The 19,500-nt window shown below is 72.4% G+C and carries 15 protein-coding genes and 1 pseudogene; 12 read left to right on the top strand and 4 right to left on the bottom strand.

What is annotated here, in order from left to right; all coding sequences use genetic code 11:
• Window positions 1-38 precede the first annotated feature (38 nt).
• On the bottom strand, window positions 39-1,994 hold the full coding sequence (acs, locus tag IH25_RS0110425) for an acetate--CoA ligase (RefSeq protein ID WP_030606367.1): 1,956 nt from the start codon (window positions 1,992-1,994) through the stop codon (window positions 39-41).
• A 398-nt stretch (window positions 1,995-2,392) separates the two neighbouring features.
• Between acs and IH25_RS0110420 the strand changes: the two genes are divergently transcribed.
• Window positions 2,393-3,658 carry a polysaccharide deacetylase family protein gene (locus tag IH25_RS0110420; RefSeq protein WP_030606366.1) on the top strand — a complete coding sequence of 422 codons (1,266 nt, stop codon included), beginning with the start codon at window positions 2,393-2,395 and terminating at the stop codon, window positions 3,656-3,658.
• 3 nt (window positions 3,659-3,661) lie between these two features.
• Here the strand turns inward: IH25_RS0110420 and IH25_RS0110415 are convergent, their stop codons facing one another.
• A complete protein-coding gene (locus IH25_RS0110415; RefSeq protein ID WP_030606364.1) occupies window positions 3,662-4,642 on the bottom strand; it encodes an ATP-binding protein in 981 nt (326 codons plus the stop codon).
• A gap of 101 nt (window positions 4,643-4,743) precedes the next feature.
• Between IH25_RS0110415 and IH25_RS0110410 the strand changes: the two genes are divergently transcribed.
• A complete protein-coding gene (locus IH25_RS0110410) occupies window positions 4,744-5,568 on the top strand; it encodes a Fic family protein (protein WP_030606362.1) in 825 nt (274 codons plus the stop codon).
• A 344-nt stretch (window positions 5,569-5,912) separates the two neighbouring features.
• Here IH25_RS0110410 and IH25_RS0110405 read toward each other — a convergent pair whose 3' ends face one another.
• Complete coding sequence (locus IH25_RS0110405) at window positions 5,913-6,743, bottom strand: HAD family hydrolase (protein ID WP_030606360.1); 831 nt, start codon at window positions 6,741-6,743, stop codon at window positions 5,913-5,915.
• Between the two features lie 595 nt (window positions 6,744-7,338).
• On the opposite strand from IH25_RS0110405, the gene ssd reads away from it, so the two are divergent.
• The 7 genes and pseudogenes from ssd to IH25_RS42205 form a co-directional block, all read left to right on the top strand.
• Entirely contained in the window at window positions 7,339-8,445 is a 1,107-nt protein-coding gene (gene ssd, locus IH25_RS0110400) for a septum site-determining protein Ssd (RefSeq protein WP_030606358.1), read from the top strand.
• Window positions 8,442-9,629: a TadA family conjugal transfer-associated ATPase gene (locus IH25_RS0110395; RefSeq protein WP_030606355.1), complete on the top strand. Its 1,188-nt coding sequence runs from the start codon at window positions 8,442-8,444 to the stop codon at window positions 9,627-9,629. The genes ssd and IH25_RS0110395 overlap by 4 nt, the downstream gene beginning before the upstream one ends.
• 121 nt (window positions 9,630-9,750) lie before the next feature.
• Entirely contained in the window at window positions 9,751-10,626 is an 876-nt protein-coding gene (locus IH25_RS0110390; RefSeq protein ID WP_030606354.1) for a type II secretion system F family protein, read from the top strand.
• 85 nt (window positions 10,627-10,711) lie between these two features.
• The gene (locus tag IH25_RS37455; protein ID WP_030606351.1) at window positions 10,712-11,500 is read left to right on the top strand and encodes a type II secretion system F family protein; all 789 of its coding nucleotides are present in this window, start codon (window positions 10,712-10,714) and stop codon (window positions 11,498-11,500) included.
• A gap of 161 nt (window positions 11,501-11,661) precedes the next feature.
• Window positions 11,662-11,799 carry a DUF4244 domain-containing protein gene (locus IH25_RS0110380; RefSeq protein WP_030606347.1) on the top strand — a complete coding sequence of 46 codons (138 nt, stop codon included), beginning with the start codon at window positions 11,662-11,664 and terminating at the stop codon, window positions 11,797-11,799.
• Window positions 11,786-12,172, top strand: a complete 387-nt coding sequence (locus IH25_RS0110375; RefSeq protein WP_280842473.1) for a TadE family type IV pilus minor pilin — start codon at window positions 11,786-11,788, stop codon at window positions 12,170-12,172. Before IH25_RS0110380 ends, IH25_RS0110375 begins: the two co-directional genes overlap by 14 nt.
• A gap of 275 nt (window positions 12,173-12,447) precedes the next feature.
• Window positions 12,448-12,819 (top strand): annotated as a pseudogene (locus IH25_RS42205) (Rv3654c family TadE-like protein); the annotation flags it as partial.
• Between the two features lie 307 nt (window positions 12,820-13,126).
• Here IH25_RS42205 and IH25_RS0110365 read toward each other — a convergent pair.
• Window positions 13,127-15,613 (bottom strand): DEAD/DEAH box helicase, encoded by a 2,487-nt coding sequence (locus tag IH25_RS0110365; protein ID WP_078844197.1) that lies wholly within the window; start codon window positions 15,611-15,613, stop codon window positions 13,127-13,129.
• A gap of 81 nt (window positions 15,614-15,694) precedes the next feature.
• On the opposite strand from IH25_RS0110365, the gene bldG reads away from it, so the two are divergent.
• The 3 genes from bldG to IH25_RS0110350 all read left to right on the top strand — a co-directional run bounded on the left by bldG (window position 15,695) and on the right by IH25_RS0110350 (window position 19,397).
• On the top strand, window positions 15,695-16,036 hold the full coding sequence (gene bldG, locus IH25_RS0110360) for an anti-sigma factor antagonist BldG (protein WP_030606337.1): 342 nt from the start codon (window positions 15,695-15,697) through the stop codon (window positions 16,034-16,036).
• 225 nt (window positions 16,037-16,261) lie between these two features.
• Window positions 16,262-16,696, top strand: coding sequence for an ATP-binding protein (locus tag IH25_RS0110355; RefSeq protein WP_030606334.1), 435 nt, complete (start codon window positions 16,262-16,264; stop codon window positions 16,694-16,696).
• Window positions 16,697-16,994: 298 nt separating this feature from the next.
• Complete coding sequence (locus IH25_RS0110350; protein ID WP_030606332.1) at window positions 16,995-19,397, top strand: sodium-translocating pyrophosphatase; 2,403 nt, start codon at window positions 16,995-16,997, stop codon at window positions 19,395-19,397.
• Window positions 19,398-19,500: the final 103 nt, after the last annotated feature.

Here is a 19,500-nt window from a genome sequence, read left to right as displayed (position 1 = left end):
GTGCCCCGTAGGACGCCGTTCGACTCCTCCCGGTCCGCTCAGTCCTCGCTGGGGCCGGCGGGCAGCTTGGCCTGGATGAGGTCCATGACCGTGCTGTCGGTCAGGGTGGTCACGTCGCCGAGCTGGCGGTTCTCGGCGACGTCCCGCAGCAGGCGGCGCATGATCTTGCCCGAGCGGGTCTTCGGCAGCTCGGCCACCGGCAGGATCCGCTTGGGCTTGGCGATCGGGCCGAGGGTGGCGCCGACGTGGCCTCGCAGCTCACCGATGAGCGTCTCGGTCTCCGACGCCGAGCCGCGCAGGATGACGAAGGCGACGATGGCCTGGCCGGTGGTCTCGTCCGCGGCGCCCACGACGGCGGCCTCGGCGACCGCCGGGTGCGAGACCAGCGCCGACTCCACCTCGGTGGTGGAGATGTTGTGCCCGGAGACGAGCATCACGTCGTCCACCCGGCCCAGCAGCCAGATGTCCCCGTCCTGGTCCTTCTTCGCGCCGTCGCCGGCGAAGTACTTGCCCTCGAAGCGGGACCAGTAGGTGTCGATGAACCGCTGGTCGTCACCCCAGATGGTGCGCAGCATCGACGGCCACGGCTCGGTCAGCACCAGGTAGCCACCGCCGCCGTCGGGCACCTCGTTCGCCTCGTCGTCGACGACCGTCGCGCTGATGCCGGGCAGCGGGCGCTGCGCCGAACCGGGCTTGGCCTCGGTGACGCCGGGCAGCGGCGAGATCATCATCGCGCCGGTCTCGGTCTGCCACCAGGTGTCCACCACGGGCGTGCGGTCGGCGCCGATGTGCTTGCGGTACCAGATCCACGCCTCGGGGTTGATGGGCTCGCCCACCGAGCCGAGGACCCGCAGGGAGGACAGGTCGTACTTGGCGGGGATGTCGTCGCCCCACTTCATGAACGTCCGGATCGCGGTCGGCGCGGTGTAGAGGATCGTGACCCCGTACTTCTGCACGATCTCCCAGAACCGGCCCTGGTGCGGGGTGTCCGGCGTGCCCTCGTACATCACCTGCGTCGCGCCGTTGGCCAGCGGGCCGTACACGATGTACGAGTGGCCGGTCACCCAGCCGACGTCCGCCGTGCACCAGTACACGTCGGTCTCCGGCTTGAGGTCGAAGACGGCCCAGTGGGTGTAGGCCGCCTGGGTGAGGTAGCCGCCGGAGGTGTGCAGGATGCCCTTCGGCTTCCCCGTCGTGCCGGAGGTGTAGAGGATGAACAACGGGTGCTCCGCCTCGAACGCCTCCGGGGTGTGCTCGGCGGACTGCCGGCCCACCACGTCGTGCCACCACAGGTCCCGGCCCTCGGTCCAGGCGACCTCCTGGCCGGTACGGCGCACCACCAGCACGTGCTCGACCTGGGCGGCCTTGCCGAGCGCCTCGTCCACGGCGGGCTTGAGCGCGGACGGCTTGCCGCGCCGGTAGCCGCCGTCGGCCGTGATGACGACCTTGGCGTCCGCGTCCTGGATGCGGGTCGCGAGCGCGTCCGCCGAGAAGCCGCCGAAGACGACCGAGTGGGCCGCGCCGATCCGGGCCGTGGCCAGCATCGCGACCGCGGTCTCCGGAATCATCGGCATGTAGATGGCGACCCGGTCGCCCTTGCGCACGCCGAGCTCCAGCAGGGCGTTGGCGGCCTTGGAGACCTCGTCCTTCAGCTCCGCGTAGGTGATCGCGCGGCTGTCCCCGGGCTCGCCCTCGAAGTGGATGGCGACGCGGTCGCCGTGACCGGCCTCCACATGGCGGTCCACGCAGTTGTAGGCGACGTTCAGCTCGCCGTCCTTGAACCACTTCGCGAACGGCGGGTTGGACCAGTCCAGCGTCTCGGTCGGTTCCTTGGCCCAGGTCAGCCGGCGGGCCTGCTCGGCCCAGAAGCCGAGCCTGTCAGCCTTGGCCTGCTCATACGCCTCCGCGGTGACATTGGCGTCTGCGGCCAGGTCGGCGGGGGGCGCGAACCTGCGTTCTTCCTTCAGCAGGTTGGCCAGGCTCTCGTTGCTCACGACATCTCCCTTTCCAAGGGTGTCCGTTGTGTCCCAGGCCACAGCTCATCAGACCCGGGGGGCCGATGACAAGGGTCGCCGGAAAAATTGGTTTAGACCTGTCGAGAGGCTGTTGTCTGTCACCTCCGGCCTCTGGAGGGCCAGTTGGCCGGACCGTGCCCGGCCGCACCGATTCGGTAAAGGAATAGTAATGCCACGTAAAGGTACGGAATAGGTTTTCGGCGTAAATGGAGGAAAGGATCCCCTCTGGGAGTGAATTAATCATTTGATCGGCTTGTCATCTTCATCCCTTCTCGACCCCATGCGACCTTGGCCGCGCCGCCGGGACAAGTCCGGCACATCTCCAGAAACGGTCCAAGTCAGCGTGTGCCTGAGAGAAGGAAGAAGGTGGGCGGAACATGGCCGCCACCCAGAGGATCGCCGTCGGCGCCATGGTCGCCGCGGCCTGTGCGGCGTCACTCGCCGGCTGCGCGGGAGACGCCACCGCCGTGAAACCCGGGGCGCCCGGCCCGGAGCAGGGCGCCCCGGCGCCGGGCAGCGTGTTCCGGCCGATCGGCGACGGATCGACCGCGTACACCGGAGCCCAGCCGCATCTGCCCGGGCCGGAACGGCTGAGCCCTGGTCAGAAGCCCCCGCAGTTCGTCGTGTTCTCCTGGGACGGCGCGGGCGAGGACAGCCAGAAGCTGTTCTCGCACTTCCGCGAGGTCGCCAAGGAGAACAACGCGACCATGACGTACTTCCTCAGCGGGGTGTACCTGCTGCCGGAGGAGAAACGCGACCTCTACAAGCCGCCGCAGCACTCTCCGGGCCGCTCCGACATCGGGTTCAACGACGAGCGGGGCATCGCCGACACCCTTGAGCAGCTGCGGCTGGCCTGGCTGGAGGGCAACGAGATCGGCACCCACTTCAACGGCCACTTCTGCGGGCCCGACGGCGGGGTGGGCACCTGGTCGGTGGAGGAGTGGAAGAGCGAGATCGCCCAGGCCAAGAGCTTCGTGAAGTCCTGGCGGTCCAACACCGGCATGCGGGCGGAGGACCCGCTGCCCTTCGATTACGACAAGGAGCTGATCGGCGCCCGCACCCCCTGCCTGGAGGGGCGGAAGAACTTCGTGAAGGCCGCCCGCGACCTCGGCTTCCGCTACGACTCCAGCGGAGTCAACGACCAGGTCTGGCCCAAGAAGAAGGACGGGCTGTGGGACCTGTCGATGCAGCTGGTGCCCTTTCCCGGCCACACCTATGAGCAGCTGACCATGGACTACAACTTCATGGTCGGCCAGTCCGGCACCCAGACCCAGGGCGACCCCGACAAATTCGACTACTGGGGCGACCAGATGCGCGACGGACTCCTCAAGGGCTTCTACCGCGCCTACGACGGCAACCGCGCGCCCCTGATCATCGGCAACCACTTCGAGTCCTGGAACGGCGGCACGTATATGCGCGCCGTGGAAGAGGTGGTGAAGGAGGTGTGCACCAAGCCCGAGGTGCGCTGTGTCTCCTTCCGGCAACTGGCCGACTGGCTCGACGCCCAGGACCCGAGGACGCTGGCGCGGCTGCGTTCCCTGGAGGTCGGCGAGGCGCCCCGGCAGGGCTGGGCGTCCTTCCTGTCCGGCAGCCCGGCCCCGGCGCCCAAGGGAGTGCCCGGGGCGCCGGCGGACCGGCGGTAGGCGTCAGGCGGGGGTCGCCACACTCTCGCCGAGCACGAAGCCGGGGTCGACCTGCGCCGCCAGGTCGGCCCCGGTGCGCTCGTTCCCCCAGGACTCGGCGTTTTTCAGGTGGAAGTGCACCATCTGACGGGTGTAGCGCTCCCAGTCGCGCCGCTCGTACGTGGCGTCCACGGCGGCCCGGAGGGTCTCCAGGGCACGGGCGTTGGCCTCCTCCAGGAGGTGGAACCGGGGCGGACGGCCCTTCTCCATGGCGCGCACCCATTCCGAGCGCCCGACCGTCACGAGCAGGTCGTCCCCGACCTCCTCGCGCAGGAAGTCGATGTCGTCCGGTTCCTGGATCTTGTTGCCGACCACCTTCAGGGCCACGCCGAAGTCCCGGGCGTACTCCTTGTACTGGCGGTAGACGGAGACGCCCTTGCGGGTCGGCTCGGCGACGAGGAACGTCATGTCGAAGCGGGTGAACATGCCGGAGGCGAAGGAGTCCGAACCGGCCGTCATGTCGACCACGACGTACTCGTCGGGGCCGTCGACGAGGTGGTTCAGATACAGCTCCACCGCTCCCGTCTTGGAGTGGTAGCAGGAGACCCCCAGGTCGGAGTCCGTGAAGGGCCCCGTGACCATCAGCCGGACGGCGCCGCCGTCGAGTTCCACCGGACGCGCGCAGGCGTCGTAGACCGGGTTGGGCTCGCGCACCCGGACCAGCCGCGATCCCTCGCCGGGCGGGGTCGTCTTGATCATCGTCGCGGCCGAGGCGATGCGCGGGTTGGTGCCGCGCAGATAGTCCTTGATCAGCGGGAGCTGTTCGCCCATGGCGGGCAGCGCCGCCGCCTCGTCCTCGCCGAGGCCGAGGGCGGGGCCGAGGTGCTGGTTGATGTCCGCGTCGATGGCGACCACCGGGGCGCCGGCGGCGGTGAGATGGCGGATGAAGAGGGAGGAGAGCGTCGTCTTGCCGCTGCCGCCCTTCCCGACGAAAGCAATTTTCATGTTCACCAAGGGTAGTCGGGTGATAGCTGTATGTGTCACGCTCACGTGAAGAAGACCACTCCTTCGTGGGGTGGGCCGCCCGGGTGCGTACTGTCGTACCCATGAGTACGACAGGCGCGACCGCCGACCCGCTCTCCGCCTTGGGCGCACTGCCCGGTGTGGCCGAATCCGTGGAGTCCGTACGCAAGGCCGTGGACCGGGTCTACGGCCACCGCGTCATGCGGCGGCGCAGCAACGAGATCACCTCCGAGGCGGCCCTGCGCGGCGCCCGTGGCTCGGCGGCGCTGTCCGGGGCGGACTGGGCCCTGGAGGAGGTGCGGCGGCGCACCGACTTCGGCGTCGACGCGGAGGCCCGCGCGATGGGCGCGGCCCTGCGGCTCACCGCCGAGGCGGGGCAGCTGCTGTCCATCTGGCGCCAGTCTCCGCTGCGGGTGCTGGCCCGGCTGCACCTGGTGGCCGCGGCCGGCGCCGCCGAGCAGGTGGGCAGGCCGCGTCAGGCCGGCGAGCCGGTGGACGAGCCGTTGATCGAGCTGCCGCTGCCGGACGCCGGGGAGGTCTCCGGCCGCCTGGAGGGGCTGGCGGACCTGATCATCGCCGGCACCTCGGCCCCCGCGCTGGTGACGGCCGCCGTCGTGCACGGCGAGCTGCTGGCGCTGCGCCCCTTCGTGTCGTACAACGGCCTGGTCGCGCGCGCGGCCGAGCGGATCGTGCTGATCGGCAGCGGTCTGGACCCGAAGGCGGTCTGCCCGGCCGAGGTCGGCCACGCCGAACTGGGCCGCGCCTCCTACCTGGCCGCCCTGGAGGGCTACGTCTCCGGCACGCCCGAGGGCATGGCGGCGTGGATCGCTCACTGCGGACGGGCGGTCGAGCTGGGCGTGCGCGAGTCCACGGCGGTCTGCGAGGCGCTCCAGCGCGGCGCGGCCTGAGGGAACGAAGATGCGGCGGTACGAATTCTCGTACCGCCGCTGGCATGCCCACCGGGTTACCAAGCGTCCTCGATATGTCGCCCATCAGGTCGGGGTGCTTTGCCCGTCCTGGTGCGGCTGGCCCGTAATCGACGGGTCGACGTCGCGTGGGTGCCCGGTGTTCATGCGAGGTCCGTGGGCCAAGTGCGTTGAGACAGGGAATCCTCCCGGATGTCCTTTTGGTCTCGCGGGCCTACGTTCTTTGTACCGCGAGCCGGGAGGAAGCGGAACCCCTGCCCGCACTTCTTTACTTTCGCCTTCAAACAGGGTGAAAGGGGTTCCGCTCGGGGTGAAACTGGCGCTGCTCAGGCCGTGGCGCGGCGCCGGCTGGCGTACCAGACGAGCCCGGCGGTCGCCGCCGCCGCGCCTATGGCCGCGGCCGCGACCAGCGCGGGGCGCGGCGGTACCGAGAACGCCGGCAGCCGCTTCTTGAGCGGGACCGGGCGGCGGAACTCCAGGACCGGCCATCCGTGCGCGAGGGCTTCGCGGCGCAGTGCGCGGTCCGGGTTCACGGCGTGCGGGTGCCCGACGGCGCGCAGCATCGGCAGGTCGGTCGCCGAGTCGCTGTAGGCGTAGCAGCGGTCGAGGTCGTAGCCCTCGGACGCGGCCAGCTCCCGGATGGCCTCGGCCTTGGTCGGGCCGTAGGCGTAGTACTCCACCTCTCCGGTGAAGCAGCCGTCCTCGCCCACGACCATGCGGGTGGCGACGACCCGGTCCGCCCCCAGCAGTTCGCCGATCGGCTCGACCACCTCCGCGCCCGAGGTGGACACGATCACCACGTCCCGGCCGGCCATGTGGTGCTCCTCGATGAGGGAGGCGGCCTCGTCGTAGATGATCGGGTCGATCAGGTCGTGCAGGGTCTCGGCGACGATCTCCCGCACCTGCTGGACGTTCCAGCCGCGGCACAGCGCGGAGAGATACTCGCGCATGCGCTCCATCTGGTCGTGGTCCAGACCGCCGGCCAGGAACACGAACTGGGCATAGGCGGTACGCAGGGCGGCCCTGCGGTTGATCAGGCCGCCTTGGTAGAAGGACTTGCTGAAGGTGAGCGTGCTCGACTTCGCAATGACCGTCTTGTCCAGGTCAAAGAAGGCCGCGGCGCGGGGCAAGGAGTGGTTTTCCACACCCCTGAGCATAGGGGCCCACCATTCGGCGTAAGGTGGGGCGCGTGGGTTTGCCTGAGAGGGCTCTCGGGTACACCATGGAAGTCACGGATCGTTCGCGACCGTGCTAACCCGGTCCGACTCCTCCCCCCCCCCGAGTCGGCCGTGGGGACGACCCCCGCTCTCCCCCCCGGCGGGGGTCGTCGCATGTCCGGGCGGGTTTTCTCGCTCTTCCCCGTTCCTCACGCGGCTGTACGGCCGGCGTCACGCCCCCGTTGCCGCTCCTTCGGCATGCCCATGATCGCTTACCGAGAGTAATCGTCGGGCTGCTCTGTGGAAGTCGCCCGCGGATCGGCGCAGGGGTCACCGGTATGGGTGACGAAGTTATTCACAGGGCCTGGGTTGTCCACAGTTTTCCACCAAGATCCACTTTATTTCGCCGTTCGCGCCACCGTGTTTCCAGCGCGCTCCGGTCGCGGCGAGTTCTTGGCCGGTTCCGATTGCCCGCAGCGCGTATGGCCGGTTTCCGCCCGCCCTTCACAGGGAGGACGCCCGCCGGTTCTTCACACCTTTGGAAATCGCGTGGCCGAGGAAGTCACGCGGCCCACCCAGCGAAGGGGGAACACCCGTGACCGGAACCGTCACCCACGGCCCGCCACCCGGCCCCGCGGACCGGCCCGGACGGCCGCTCATCATCACCGAGGACGCCGACCTCCTGGACGATCTGCTGCGCCTGTGCGCGGCGGCGGGCGCCACTCCGGAGGTCCGCCACGACGTGCCGGATGCCGGCGGCGGCTGGGCGGCGGCCCCGCTCGTGCTCGTCGGCGACGACGCCGCCCGCCGGCTGAGCGGGGCCGCGCGCCGGCCCGGCGTGGTGCTGGTCGGCCGCGACCAGGACGACCCCGACGTGTGGAAACGGGCCGTCCTGATCGGCGCCGACCACGTCCTGATGCTTCCCGACGGCGAGGCCTGGCTGGTCGACCGCCTCGCCGACGTCGCCGAGGGCATCGGCCGTCCGGCCCTCACCGTCGGGGTGATCGGCGGCCGGGGCGGGGCCGGGGCGTCCACGCTCGCGTGCGCGCTCGCCGTCACCTCCGCGCGCGAAGGGCTGCGCACCCTGCTGGTCGACGCCGATCCGCTCGGCGGCGGACTCGACGTGCTCCTCGGCGGCGAGAGCGCCGAAGGGCTGCGCTGGCCCGCCTTCGCCGCCTCACGAGGCCGGGTCGGCGGCGGCGCCCTGGAGGAGTCGCTGCCCGCACTGCACTCCCTGCGCGTGCTCAGCTGGGACCGCGGGGACTGCGTCGCCGTGCCCCCGCCCGCGGTGCGGGCGGTGCTGGCGGCCGCCCGGCGGCGCGGCGGCACGGTCGTGGTCGACCTGCCCCGCCGGCTCGACGACGGGGTGGCCGAGGCCCTCGCCCAGCTCGACCTGGTCCTCCTCGTCGTCCCGGCCGAACTGCGGGCGGTCGCCGCGGCCGGCCGGGTCGCCTCCGCCGTCGGCATGGTCGTCCGCGATCTGCGGGTGGTGGTGCGCGGCCCCTACGCACCCGGACTGGACGACCACGAGGTGGCCCGGCTGCTCGGTCTGCCCCTGGCCGGCCAACTGCCCGTCGAACCGGTGTTGCTGCGCCCGCAGGCAAGCGCCAAGGCCCCCGGCGCGACCGGGCGCGGCCCGCTCGCCCGGTTCTGCGCGCACTTCTGGGAGCGCGTGCTGGTCGAGTCGGGAGGCACCCGATGAGCCTGCCCGGACTCGACCGGACCGACGGCGCGGCCCTGCTCGACGGCGTCCGCCGCTGGCTCGCCGAGAGCGGTGCCGAACCCACGCCCGCGCGCGTGGCCCAGGCGCTGCGCGAACAGGGCCGGGTGCTCGGCGACGCGGAGGTGCTCGGCGCGGCGGAGCACCTGCGGTCCGAACTCGTCGGCACCGGCCCCCTGGAGCCACTGCTCGCCGACCCGGACGTCACCGATGTGCTGGTCTCCGCCCCCGACCGGGTATGGGTGGACCGCGGCGGCGGCCTGGAGCTGACCACGGTCACCTTCCCCGACGCGGCGGCCGTACGGCGTCTCGCGCAGCGGCTGGCCGCGGTGGCCGGACGCCGGCTGGACGACGCCCGGCCCTGGGCGGACGCCCGGCTGCCCGACGGCACCCGGCTGCACGCGGTGCTGCCCCCGGTCGCCGTCGGCTGTACCTGCCTCGCCCTGCGCGTGGTGCGGCCCCGGGCGTTCACCGTCGGGGAACTCGTCGCGGCCGGCACGGTGCCGCCCGGCGGCGACCGGATCCTGGAAGCGCTGGTCGAGGCCCGGCTCTCGTTCCTCGTCAGCGGCGGCACCGGCTGCGGCAAGACCACCATGCTCAGCGCCCTGCTGGGACTGGTCGGACCGGGCGAGCGGATCGTGCTCGCCGAGGACTCGGCCGAGCTGAGGCCGGACCATCCGCACGCGGTCCGGCTGGAGACCCGGCCCGCCAACCAGGAGGGAGCCGGCCTGGTCACCCTCGAGGACCTCGTACGGCAGGCGCTGCGGATGCGGCCGGACCGGCTCGTCGTCGGCGAGGTGCGCGGAGCCGAGGTCGTGCATCTGCTCGCGGCCCTCAACACCGGTCACGCCGGCTGCTGCACGGTCCACGCCAACGCCGCCGCCGACGTACCGGCCCGGCTGGAGGCGCTGGCCACGGCAGCCGGGCTGGACCGGGCCGCGCTGCACAGCCAGCTGGCGGCCGCCCTCTCGGTGGTGGTGCACCTCGTGCGGGACCGGTCCGGGCGGCGCCGGATCGAGGAGGTCCACGTCCTGGAGCGGGACCCCACCGGGCTGGTGCGGACGGTACCGGCCCTGCGCTGGGGCGAGCGGGCGTTCGTCCGGGAGCGGGGGTGGGGTCGGTTGCGGGAGCTGCTGGGGCCTGGTGCGGAGGCCGGGGGCGAGTGAGGACCGGCCGGTGAGGGCCGGGGACGGACGTGATGCGGAAGGGGCGGGCGTGCCCCGGGACCGGCGGGGCCGCCAAGAGGCCGTGCCCGGAGCGACGAGAGAGGGCGAGGGGATCGGTCGGATGGCGATGGAAGTGATCGGCGCGGTGTCGACGGGGGCCGCGGTGCTCTGCCTCGGCGCGCTGGTCCGGCTGCTGGGCGGCCGGCACCACGGGGTGCGGCGGGCCCGGCTGCTGCTGGCCGGCGGCGGGGTGGTGGCGGCCGGACCGCCCGCCTGGCAGCAGGCCCTCATGGACCTGCGGCGAGGGCGCGGCCGATGGGGACCCGAGTGGGCGGCCCTCGGCGTCGGGCTGGTGATCGCCCTGTGGGGCGCCTCGGTGATTCCGGTCGTCGCGGGGGCGGCCGGGGTGCCGGTGCTGCGCCGGGTGCGGCTGGCCCGGCAGGCCCGGGACGCCCGGGAGCGGCGGGCCGGCGCGGTGATCGCCCTGTGCGGGGTGCTCGCCGGAGAGGTCCGGGCCGGACGGCAGCCGGGGGCGGCGCTGTCGCGGGCCGCGCGGGACTCGGACGGGCTCGGTGACGCCCAGGCCGCGGTGGTGGCGGCGGCGCGGTTCGGCGGAGACGTGCCGGGTGCGCTCGCGGCGGCGGCCCGGCAGCCGGGTGCCGAGGGGCTGCTGGCACTCGCCGCGTGCTGGCGGGTGGCCGTGGACCAGGGCGCCGGACTCGCCGCGGGCCTGGACCGGCTGGACGGTGCCCTGCGCGCCGAGCGGGACGGCCGGGCCGACCTGCGCGCCCAGTTGGCGGGCGCCCGGGCCACCACGGTGCTGCTCGCCGCACTGCCCGTCCTCGGGCTGCTGCTCGGCACGGCCATGGGCGCGGACCCGGCGCGCGTCCTGCTGCACACCGGGGCCGGCCTGGGCTGCCTGACGGCCGGGGCGGTGTTCGAGGCGGCCGGGATGTGGTGGGCGACGCGGATCGTCCGAGGGGCGGAGGCGGTGTGAGGGCGGAGGGGAGGGCCGTGGGAAAGCGGCTGGTCCGTGTGGCGGGGCGGGGAGATCGGTGCGGGACGAGAGAGGGGTGGGCCGGGTGAGCGGGGACGTTGTCCACAGGCTGGGGATGGTCGGAGCTTTCGTGCTGGCCCTCGGCTGGGGTGTCCGGCGGCTGGAGCTGGCGCGTCGGCGGCACCGGGCGCGGCGCCGGGTGGCCGGGTTGCTGGGGCGCGAGGTGCCGCCGGGTCCGGTGGGTGCGGTGCCGTTCGCGATGCCGCGTGGCGTAGGGCGGTTGCTGGTCCCGGCCGGTGCGGCGTGCGGGGCGTGGGCGTTGGTCGGCGGGGTCTTCGGAGTGCTGCTGGGGCTGGGCGTCGGGGTCGCGCTCTGGCGGTGGCGGGACCGGCGGGCGGCGGCCGGGCGGTTCGAGACGGTCGACACCGCCGAGGCCGCGCGCCGGCTTCCGCTCGCGGCCGATCTGCTGGCCGCCTGCATCGCCGCCGGTGCCGCTCCGGTGATCGCCGCGCACGCCGTGGGGGAGGCCCTCGGCGGGCCCGTCGGGCAGGCGTTGGCGCGCGGCGCCGCGGAGGTCCGGCTCGGTGGCGCCCCGGCGGACGCCTGGCGCGGCCTCGCCCTGCTGCCCGGCGCCGGTGCCCTGGCCCGGCTGCTGGAGCGGGCCGACGACTCCGGGCTCGCCGCGGCCGGCCCGGTCGCCCGTCTCGCGTCGGACGCCCGCGCGGAGTGGGCCCGTACGGCGACGGCCCGGGCGCGGCGGGCGGCCGTACTGATCTCCGCGCCGGTCGGACTGTGCTTCCTGCCCGCGTTCGTCGTGGTCGGGGTGGTGCCCGTCGTGATCGGTCTGGCGGGCGGAGTGACGGGAGGGGGGTGAGAACGAGGCGGAGACGAGAACGGACGAGCAGGAAGCCGTCCGGCAAGCACGGAGAACGACTGAAGACCCTAAAGACCCGAAACCTTACGGGGGTTGGGATGTTCGGAAAGATCAGGAAAGCGGCGGCGAGGCTGCGTGGGACGTGCCGGCAGGACACCGGAATGGTGACGTCCGAGTACGCCATGGGAATCATCGCGGCCGTCGGGTTCGCGGTGCTGCTCTACCAGGTGGTCACCAGCGGCCAGGTCCAGGCGGAGCTTCAGGCCATCGTGAAGAAGGCCCTCAGTGCGCGGATGTGAGGAAGGAGGAGAGCGGGGCGGGGACCACGGTTTCGTGACCGTGGAGGCGGCCATGGTGCTGTCCGTGCTGGTGGCGTTCACGATGGCGCTGGTCTCGGTGCTGCTCGTGGCGGCTGCGCGGATCGAGTGCGTGGACGCGGCCCGCGCGGGCGCCCGGGCCGCCGCCCGGCAGGATCCGCCCGACGCGGTGGTGCGGGTGACGCGGGAAACGGCTCCGCGAGGAGCGCGGGTGACCGTCGCCCGCGAGGACGACCGGGTCCGGGTCACGGTGGTGGCCCGGACCCCGCTCCTGAACCGGCTGCCCATCGAACTCCGCGAGGAGGCGGTGGCGCTCGCCGAGGACACCGTGCGCACGGGGGAGGAGGGGCGGTGAAACGCGGGTACGAGCCGACCGGCGGACAGCGGCCCGCCGACGGCGTAAGGGAAGACGCGAGGTCGCCCGGGCGCGGCCCGCTGGGCCGGTGGCGGGCCGGTCGACGGCAGGGTGAGGAAACGCCCGGTCCAAGGCGTGGCCGGCGAAGGTGTGGTGGGGCCCGTGAGCGCGGGCGTGCGCCGTCGGGCCGGTGGTGGGCCTGCGCGGAGGCGGGGCGGGCGGTGTCTTGGCGGCCGGGGTCCGGCCGGAGGCGTCGCGCGTCGGTGCCGGGCCGCGTGCCCGCGGGCGTGGCGCGGCGGTGGGGGACCGACCGGGGGTCGGCCACCGTATGGAGCCTCGGGGCGATGGCCTTGCTGTGCGCGGTGTTCGGCGCGGTGCTCGCTTACGGGCAGGCCGTCGCCGTACGGCACCGGGCGGCCGGCGGCGCGGACCTGGCGGCGCTCGCGGCGGCGGACCACTGGGCCGAGGGCGGCCCGGCGGCCTGCGCCCGCGCCGGACGGCTGGCGGCGGTCCAGGGGGTACGGCTGGTGCGGTGCGCGATCGTGGGCGACACCTCGGACGTGACGGCGACCGTGCGGACGGGGCCGTTCACGGCGCAGGCCAGGGCGAGAGCGGGCCCGCCGGGTCCGGTGCCGCCAGGGAGTCCTGAGGGACTCCAGGCCGTACCACCTGCGCCCGCACCGCCGGGGCCGCTGCCCCCGGATATCCCGGACGGGTTCCGGGCCCTGCCGCCCGCCGAGCTTGGACCGCCGGGGCCGGTACCGGTGCCGCCCGGGATTGCGGACGGAGTCCGGACCGTCACCGCCTGTCGGCCCCCGAACGCCGGGGCCGCTGCCGCCCGGGATCCAGGACGGCCCCCGGAGCGTGCCGCCCGCCGAACCGGGAACGCCGTCGGATCCGCCCAGCCCCTGACCAGCACCCGCCCTGTCCGTCAACCAACACCCGCCCCAACCCCTAACCGGCCCCCGCCCTCTCCGTCCCCTCCGTGGGCTCCGTCGCCGCTCCCCGCAGCAGCGCCGTGAGGAGGCGTACCGCGCCCCTCTTGTGCAGTGGGTCGTTGCCGTTGCCGCACTTGGGGGACTGGATGCAGGACGGGCAGCCGGCCTCGCACTCGCAGGAGGCGATGGCCTCGCGGGTGGCGGACAGCCAGGTGCGGGCGGTGTGGAAGGCGCGCTCGGCGAAGCCCGCACCGCCGGGGTGACCGTCGTAGACGAAGACCGTGGGCAGCAGGGTGTCGGGGTGCAGCGGCACGGACACTCCGCCGATGTCCCAGCGGTCGCAGGTCGCGAAGAGCGGCAGCATGCCGATGGAGGCGTGCTCGGCGGCGTGCAGGGAGCCGCCGAGGATCTCCGGGGTGATCCGGGCCTCGTCCAGCTGGTCCTCGGTGACCGTCCACCACACCGCGCGGGTGCGCAGCGTACGAGGAGGGAGGTCGAGTTTCGTCTCGCCCAGCACCTCGCCGGTGATGAGGCGCCGGCGCAGATAGGAGACCACCTGGTTGGTGACCTCCACCGAGCCGAAGCACAGGCGGCCGGAGCCCCACGGGATCTCGGTGTCCGTCTCCAGGATGGAGATCGACGTGGTGTCGCGGGCGACGGTCGAGTACGGCGGGTCGGCCTGCTCGACCAGGGCGACGGAGTCCTCCAGGTCCAGGGAGCGCACCAGGTAGGTGCGGCCCTGGTGCAGATGGACGGCGCCCTCGTGGACCGTGGAGTGCGCGGCGCCCGCGTCGACCGTGCCGAGCAGCCGGCCCGTGCCGGACTCCACGATCTGCACCGGGCGGCCCCCGGCGCCGCGGATGTCGGTGAGGTCGGCGGCCCGCTCCCGGCGGGTCCAGTGCCAGGCCCGGGTGCGGCGGCGCAGCAGCTTCGCGGCCTCCAGCTGCGGCAGCACGTCCGCGCAGCCGGGACCGAAGAGCTCCAGGTCCTCTTCGGTCAGCGGCAGCTCCGCGGCGGCGGCGCACAGGTGCGGGGCGAGGACGTAAGGGTTGTCGGGGTCGAGGACCGTCGATTCCACCGGTTGGTCGAACAGGGCCTCGGGGTGATGGACGAGGAAGGTGTCCAGCGGGTCGTCGCGGGCGACGAGGACCGCGAGGGCGCCCTGGCCGGCACGGCCCGCGCGGCCCGCCTGCTGCCACAGGGACGCGCGCGTGCCCGGGTAGCCGGCGATCACCACCGCGTCCAGGCCGGAGACGTCCACGCCCAGTTCCAGGGCCGTCGTCGCGGCGAGGCCGAGGAGTTCGCCGGAGTGCAGCGCGCGTTCCAGGGCGCGGCGTTCCTCGGGGAGGTAGCCGCCGCGGTAGGCCGCGACCCGCCGGACCAGGGAGCGGTCGACCTCGGCGAGCCGCTCCTGGGCGATGACCGAGATCAGCTCGGCGCCGCGCCGGGAGCGGACGAAGGCGACCGAGCGCACACCCTGCACGGTCAGGTCGGTGAGCAGATCGGCGGTCTCGGCGGTGGCGGTACGCCGTACGGGGGCGCCCTTCTCGCCCTGCAACTCGGTGAGCGGGGGCTCCCAGAGGGCGAAGACCAGCTCCCCGCGCGGGGAGGCGTCGTCGGCGACCTCCACCACGGGCAGGCCGGTCAGCCGGCGGGCGGCGGCCGCGGGCTCGGCGGAGGTCGCCGAGGCCAGCAGGAACACGGGGGAGGAGCCGTAGCGGGCACACAGGCGGCGCAGCCGGCGCAGCACCTGGGCGACGTGCGAGCCGAACACGCCGCGGTAGGTGTGGCACTCGTCGATGACGACGTACCGGAGCGACTTCAGGAAGGAGGACCAGCGCGGGTGGGAGGGAAGTACCCCGCGGTGCAGCATGTCCGGGTTGGTGAGGACGTAGTTGGCGTACTGGCGGATCCACTCCCGTTCCTCGAACGGGGTGTCGCCGTCGTACACGGCCGGGCGTACCGAGGTGCCGAGAGATTGTGAAAGTTCCTTCACCGACCGGCACTGGTCCGCCGCGAGCGCCTTGGTGGGTGCCAGGTAGAGGGCGGTGGCGCCGCGCCCGTTCGGGGCCTCGGCCCCGTCCAGAAGGGTGGACAGGACGGGCACGAGATAGGCGAGGGACTTGCCGGAGGCGGTGCCGGTGGCGACGACCACCGAGTCGCCGTCCAGGGCGTGCTCGGCCACCCGCGCCTGATGTGCCCAGGGATGCTCGATTCCGCACGCCTGGACGGCCGCGATCACCTCGGAGCGAATCCGGTCGGGCCAGACGGCATGGCGGCCCGGGCGCGGGGGCAAGTGCTCCGTATGAGTGATGCGCGCAGCCCGGCTCGGCCCGGAGGCGAGCCGGTCCAGGACCGCGCCCGGAGACGGTCGGGACGCCGGGTCCGCCGGGGTTCGATCGGATCGGTGATTCTTGGCCATCGGCACCGAGTGTGTCACTGGTGTGACGGACAATGGGGTCAAGGCGTCGTGCACGCCTGCCGGTAAGTGATTGAATGCCATCGCGGCTGGCGAAGCGTCCCGGGGGCCGCAAGCCGAGGTGCCCGAGGGACAAACGCTCGATAGCAAGGTGCTGGAGGATCCGTGGACCTGTCCCTGTCGACCGAGACCATCGGCGATCGTACGGTCGTCCGAGTCGGTGGCGAAATCGACGTGTATACCGCGCCCAAGCTGCGCGAGCAGCTGGTCGAGCTGGTGAATGACGGGAGTTTCCACCTCGTCGTCGACATGGAGAGCGTGGACTTCCTCGACTCCACCGGGCTCGGCGTGCTGGTCGGCGGTCTGAAGCGAGTGCGTGCCCATGAGGGCTCGCTGCGCCTGGTCTGCAACCAGGAGCGCATTCTCAAGATCTTCCGTATCACCGGCCTGACCAAGGTGTTCCCGATCCACACCTCGGTCGAGGAAGCGGTGCAGGCCACCGACTGATCGGCCGCGGGCCGATCCCGGACCTGTCGCCGGCGCGGGCTCCAGCCGGGGCCCGTCGTCGGCAGGTCCCGTCCTGGCCGCGCCGACGACCGCGCCGACGGCGCGGATGACGCAGACCAGACGCTGCGGACGGGGCGGCCCGGGGTACAGAAGGACACCAGGGGGTGCGGTCGCCCTGCGGCGGCCCCGACCCCGACCGCACGCCCGTAGTCGCGAGGGGGATGCATGGCCACCGTCGAACTCCGCTTCAGCGCGCTGCCCGAACACGTCCGGACCGCCCGGCTGGTGGCGGCCGCGGTGGCGCGCAGGGCGGGAGCGGACGAGGCCGTCCTGGACGAGGTGCGCCTGGCCGTGGGGGAGGCGTGCTCCCGCGCGGTCGGACTGCACCAGAGCAGTGGTGTCACGGCACCGGTGAAGGTGGCGCTGATCGAAGAGGAGAAACAGTTCTCCATCGAGGTCGGCGACGAGGCGCCGCACGCCGTCGCGGGCGGCGACACGCCCGGCACCGCGCAGGACGGCGAGACCGACGTCGAGGAGGACGAGATGGGCCTGGCGGTCATCAGCGGCCTCGTCGACGACGTGGAGGTCACCACCGGACCGAACGGCGGACTGATCCGCATGACCTGGCCGACCACACCGCCGGCCACGGCGCTCGTCTGACCGACGGCGTAGCCGCACCCGCGAGGGCCCTGCTGAGCAGGGCCCTCGTCGTATTTTCCGAGCGCTCCGGGAATTCGTGAAGGAATTCACGATCAATAGCCCGATAATTTGATCAAGCGCCAATGCGGCCGTCAATGCCCTGAGGGCATTACTTCTTTCGGGTTCCATGTCGTTCTCTCGATCATTTGCTGTAGAGCGCGAGCAGGCCGAATCCGTTTACCGTCCCCTGTTTAGATCACTCCGCGGTACCTACAATCCGTCCACATCTTGAGCTCAGCCCAAGCGTCAAGGAGGACGAATGGCGGGGCTTTCTACCCCTCATCTGGGCCATCCCACTTCTCTCGCAGCAGCGGTCCTGACCGACGACAATCGGATCATCGTCGCCGTTATCGCGGCCGTCGCCCTGGCCGCGCTGGTGGTCGCGGGGATCCTGGTCCGGCAGGTACTCGCGGCGGGCGAGGGAACCGACAGCATGAAACGGATCGCCGAGGCGGTCCAGGAAGGTGCCAAGGCCTATCTCGCCCGGCAGTTGCGCACGCTCGGCGTATTCGCCGTCGTCGTGTTCTTCCTGCTCATGCTGCTGCCCGCGGACGACTGGAATCAGCGGGCCGGCCGCTCGGTGTTCTTCCTGATCGGAGCGGCTTTCTCGGCGGCCACCGGCTATATCGGCATGTGGCTCGCCGTGCGCAGCAACGTGCGGGTCGCCGCGGCGGCCCGGGAGGCGACTCCCGCGGAAGGCGAACCCCGAAAGGATCTCACCACCGTCTCGCACACCGCGATGAAGATCGCGTTTCGCACCGGCGGCGTCGTCGGCATGTTCACGGTGGGGCTCGGCCTGCTGGGCGCCTCCTGTGTGGTGCTGGTGTACGCCGCCGACGCGCCGAAGGTGCTGGAGGGCTTCGGCCTCGGCGCCGCCCTGATCGCCATGTTCATGCGAGTGGGCGGCGGCATCTTCACCAAGGCCGCCGACGTCGGCGCCGACCTGGTCGGCAAGGTCGAGCAGGGCATTCCGGAGGACGACCCGCGCAATGCCGCGACCATCGCCGACAACGTGGGCGACAACGTCGGCGACTGCGCGGGCATGGCGGCCGACCTCTTCGAGTCGTACGCCGTGACCCTGGTGGCCGCGCTGATCCTCGGCAAGACCGCCTTCGGCGACTTCGGACTGGCCTTCCCGCTGCTGGTGCCCGCCATCGGTGTGATCACGGCGATGATCGGCATCTTCGCGGTCGCCCCGCGCCGCGCCGACCGCAGCGGCATGAGCGCGATCAACCGCGGCTTCTTCATCTCCGCGGTGATCTCGCTGGCGCTGGTCGCGGCGGCCGTCTACGTCTACCTGCCGGGAAGCTACGCCGGCCTGGACGGCGTCACCGACGCGGCGATCAAGGGCAAGGACGGCGACCCGCGCGTCCTCGCGCTGGTCGCGGTCGCCATCGGCATCCTGCTCGCCGCCGTCATCCAGCAGCTGACCGGCTACTTCACCGAGACCAACCGCCGCCCGGTGCGGGACATCGGCAAGACCTCCCTGACCGGGCCGGCCACCGTCATCCTGTCCGGCATCTCGGTCGGTCTGGAATCGGCCGTGTACACCGCCCTGCTCATCGGGCTCGGTGTGTACGGGGCGTTCCTGCTCGGCGGCACCTCGATCATGCTGGCGCTGTTCGCGGTGGCCCTGGCCGGCACCGGCCTGCTCACCACGGTCGGCGTGATCGTCGCCATGGACACCTTCGGGCCGGTCTCCGACAACGCGCAGGGCATCGCCGAGATGTCCGGCGACGTCGAGGGCGCGGGCGCGCAGGTGCTCACCAACCTGGACGCGGTCGGCAACACCACCAAGGCCATCACCAAGGGCATCGCCATCGCCACCGCCGTCCTCGCCGCGTCGGCGCTGTTCGGGTCGTACCGCGACGCGATCACCACCAACGTGCACGACGTCGGGGTCAAGCTGACCGGGCCGGGCTCGCCGCTCAGCCTGTCGCTGGACATCTCGCAGCCCAACAACCTGGTCGGACTGGTCGCGGGCGCCGCGGTCGTCTTCCTGTTCTCCGGGCTGGCCATCAACGCCGTGTCGCGCTCCGCCGGTTCGGTGGTGTTCGAGGTGCGGCGGCAGTTCCGCGAGAAGCCCGGGATCATGGACTTCACCGAGAAGCCCGAGTACGGCAAGGTCGTCGACATCTGCACCAAGGACGCCCTGCGCGAGCTGGCCACGCCCGGTCTGCTCGCCGTCATGGCGCCGATCTTCATCGGGTTCACGCTCGGCGTCGGCGCGCTCGGCGCCTACCTCGCCGGTGCCATCGGCGCGGGCACGCTGATGGCGGTGTTCCTCGCCAACTCCGGCGGCGCCTGGGACAACGCCAAGAAACTGGTGGAGGACGGCCACCACGGCGGCAAGGGCAGTGAGGCCCACGCGGCCACGGTGATCGGGGACACGGTCGGTGACCCCTTCAAGGACACCGCCGGACCCGCGATCAACCCACTGTTGAAGGTCATGAACCTGGTCGCGCTGCTCATCGCGCCGGCGGTGATCAGGTTCTCCTACGGCGACGACAAGAACCTCGGCGTACGGATCGGTATCGCGGTCTTCGCGCTCCTGGTGATCGTTGTCGCCGTGTACGTCTCCAAGCGGCGCGGCATCGCCGTCGGTGACGAGGACAACGCCGAGCGGGTCACCAACTCGCCCGACGCGGCGGTGGTCTCCTAGCCCGGACCGGCAGGACCCGGGTGACGGACGGGCGGGCGGCGCGTGCTGACGCGCCGGCCGCCCGTCTCGCCGTGTGGGCCCGGCCACGTCGTGAGCCTTCTCT

The sequence above is a fragment of the Streptomyces achromogenes subsp. achromogenes genome (assembly GCF_000720835.1).
Taxonomy (GTDB): Bacteria; Actinomycetota; Actinomycetes; order Streptomycetales; family Streptomycetaceae; genus Streptomyces; species Streptomyces achromogenes.
Note: the sequence above shows the minus strand (reverse complement) of the source record. Positions and strands in the feature narration are given on the sequence as shown.

Excerpts from the sequence above, each read along its gene's own strand:
- IH25_RS0110420 (WP_030606366.1), top strand. The coding sequence starts at position 2,393 with ATGGCCGCCACCCAGAGGATCGCCGTCGGCGCCATGGTCGCCGCGGCC.
- IH25_RS0110415 (WP_030606364.1), bottom strand. The coding sequence starts at position 4,642 with ATGAAAATTGCTTTCGTCGGGAAGGGCGGCAGCGGCAAGACGACGCTC.
- IH25_RS0110410 (WP_030606362.1), top strand. The coding sequence starts at position 4,744 with ATGAGTACGACAGGCGCGACCGCCGACCCGCTCTCCGCCTTGGGCGCA.
- IH25_RS0110405 (WP_030606360.1), bottom strand. The coding sequence starts at position 6,743 with ATGCTCAGGGGTGTGGAAAACCACTCCTTGCCCCGCGCCGCGGCCTTC.
- IH25_RS0110395 (WP_030606355.1), top strand. The coding sequence starts at position 8,442 with ATGAGCCTGCCCGGACTCGACCGGACCGACGGCGCGGCCCTGCTCGAC.
- IH25_RS0110390 (WP_030606354.1), top strand. The coding sequence starts at position 9,751 with ATGGCGATGGAAGTGATCGGCGCGGTGTCGACGGGGGCCGCGGTGCTC.
- IH25_RS0110380 (WP_030606347.1), top strand. The coding sequence starts at position 11,662 with ATGGTGACGTCCGAGTACGCCATGGGAATCATCGCGGCCGTCGGGTTC.
- IH25_RS0110365 (WP_078844197.1), bottom strand. The coding sequence starts at position 15,613 with ATGGCATTCAATCACTTACCGGCAGGCGTGCACGACGCCTTGACCCCA.
- IH25_RS0110355 (WP_030606334.1), top strand. The coding sequence starts at position 16,262 with ATGGCCACCGTCGAACTCCGCTTCAGCGCGCTGCCCGAACACGTCCGG.
- IH25_RS0110350 (WP_030606332.1), top strand. The coding sequence starts at position 16,995 with ATGGCGGGGCTTTCTACCCCTCATCTGGGCCATCCCACTTCTCTCGCA.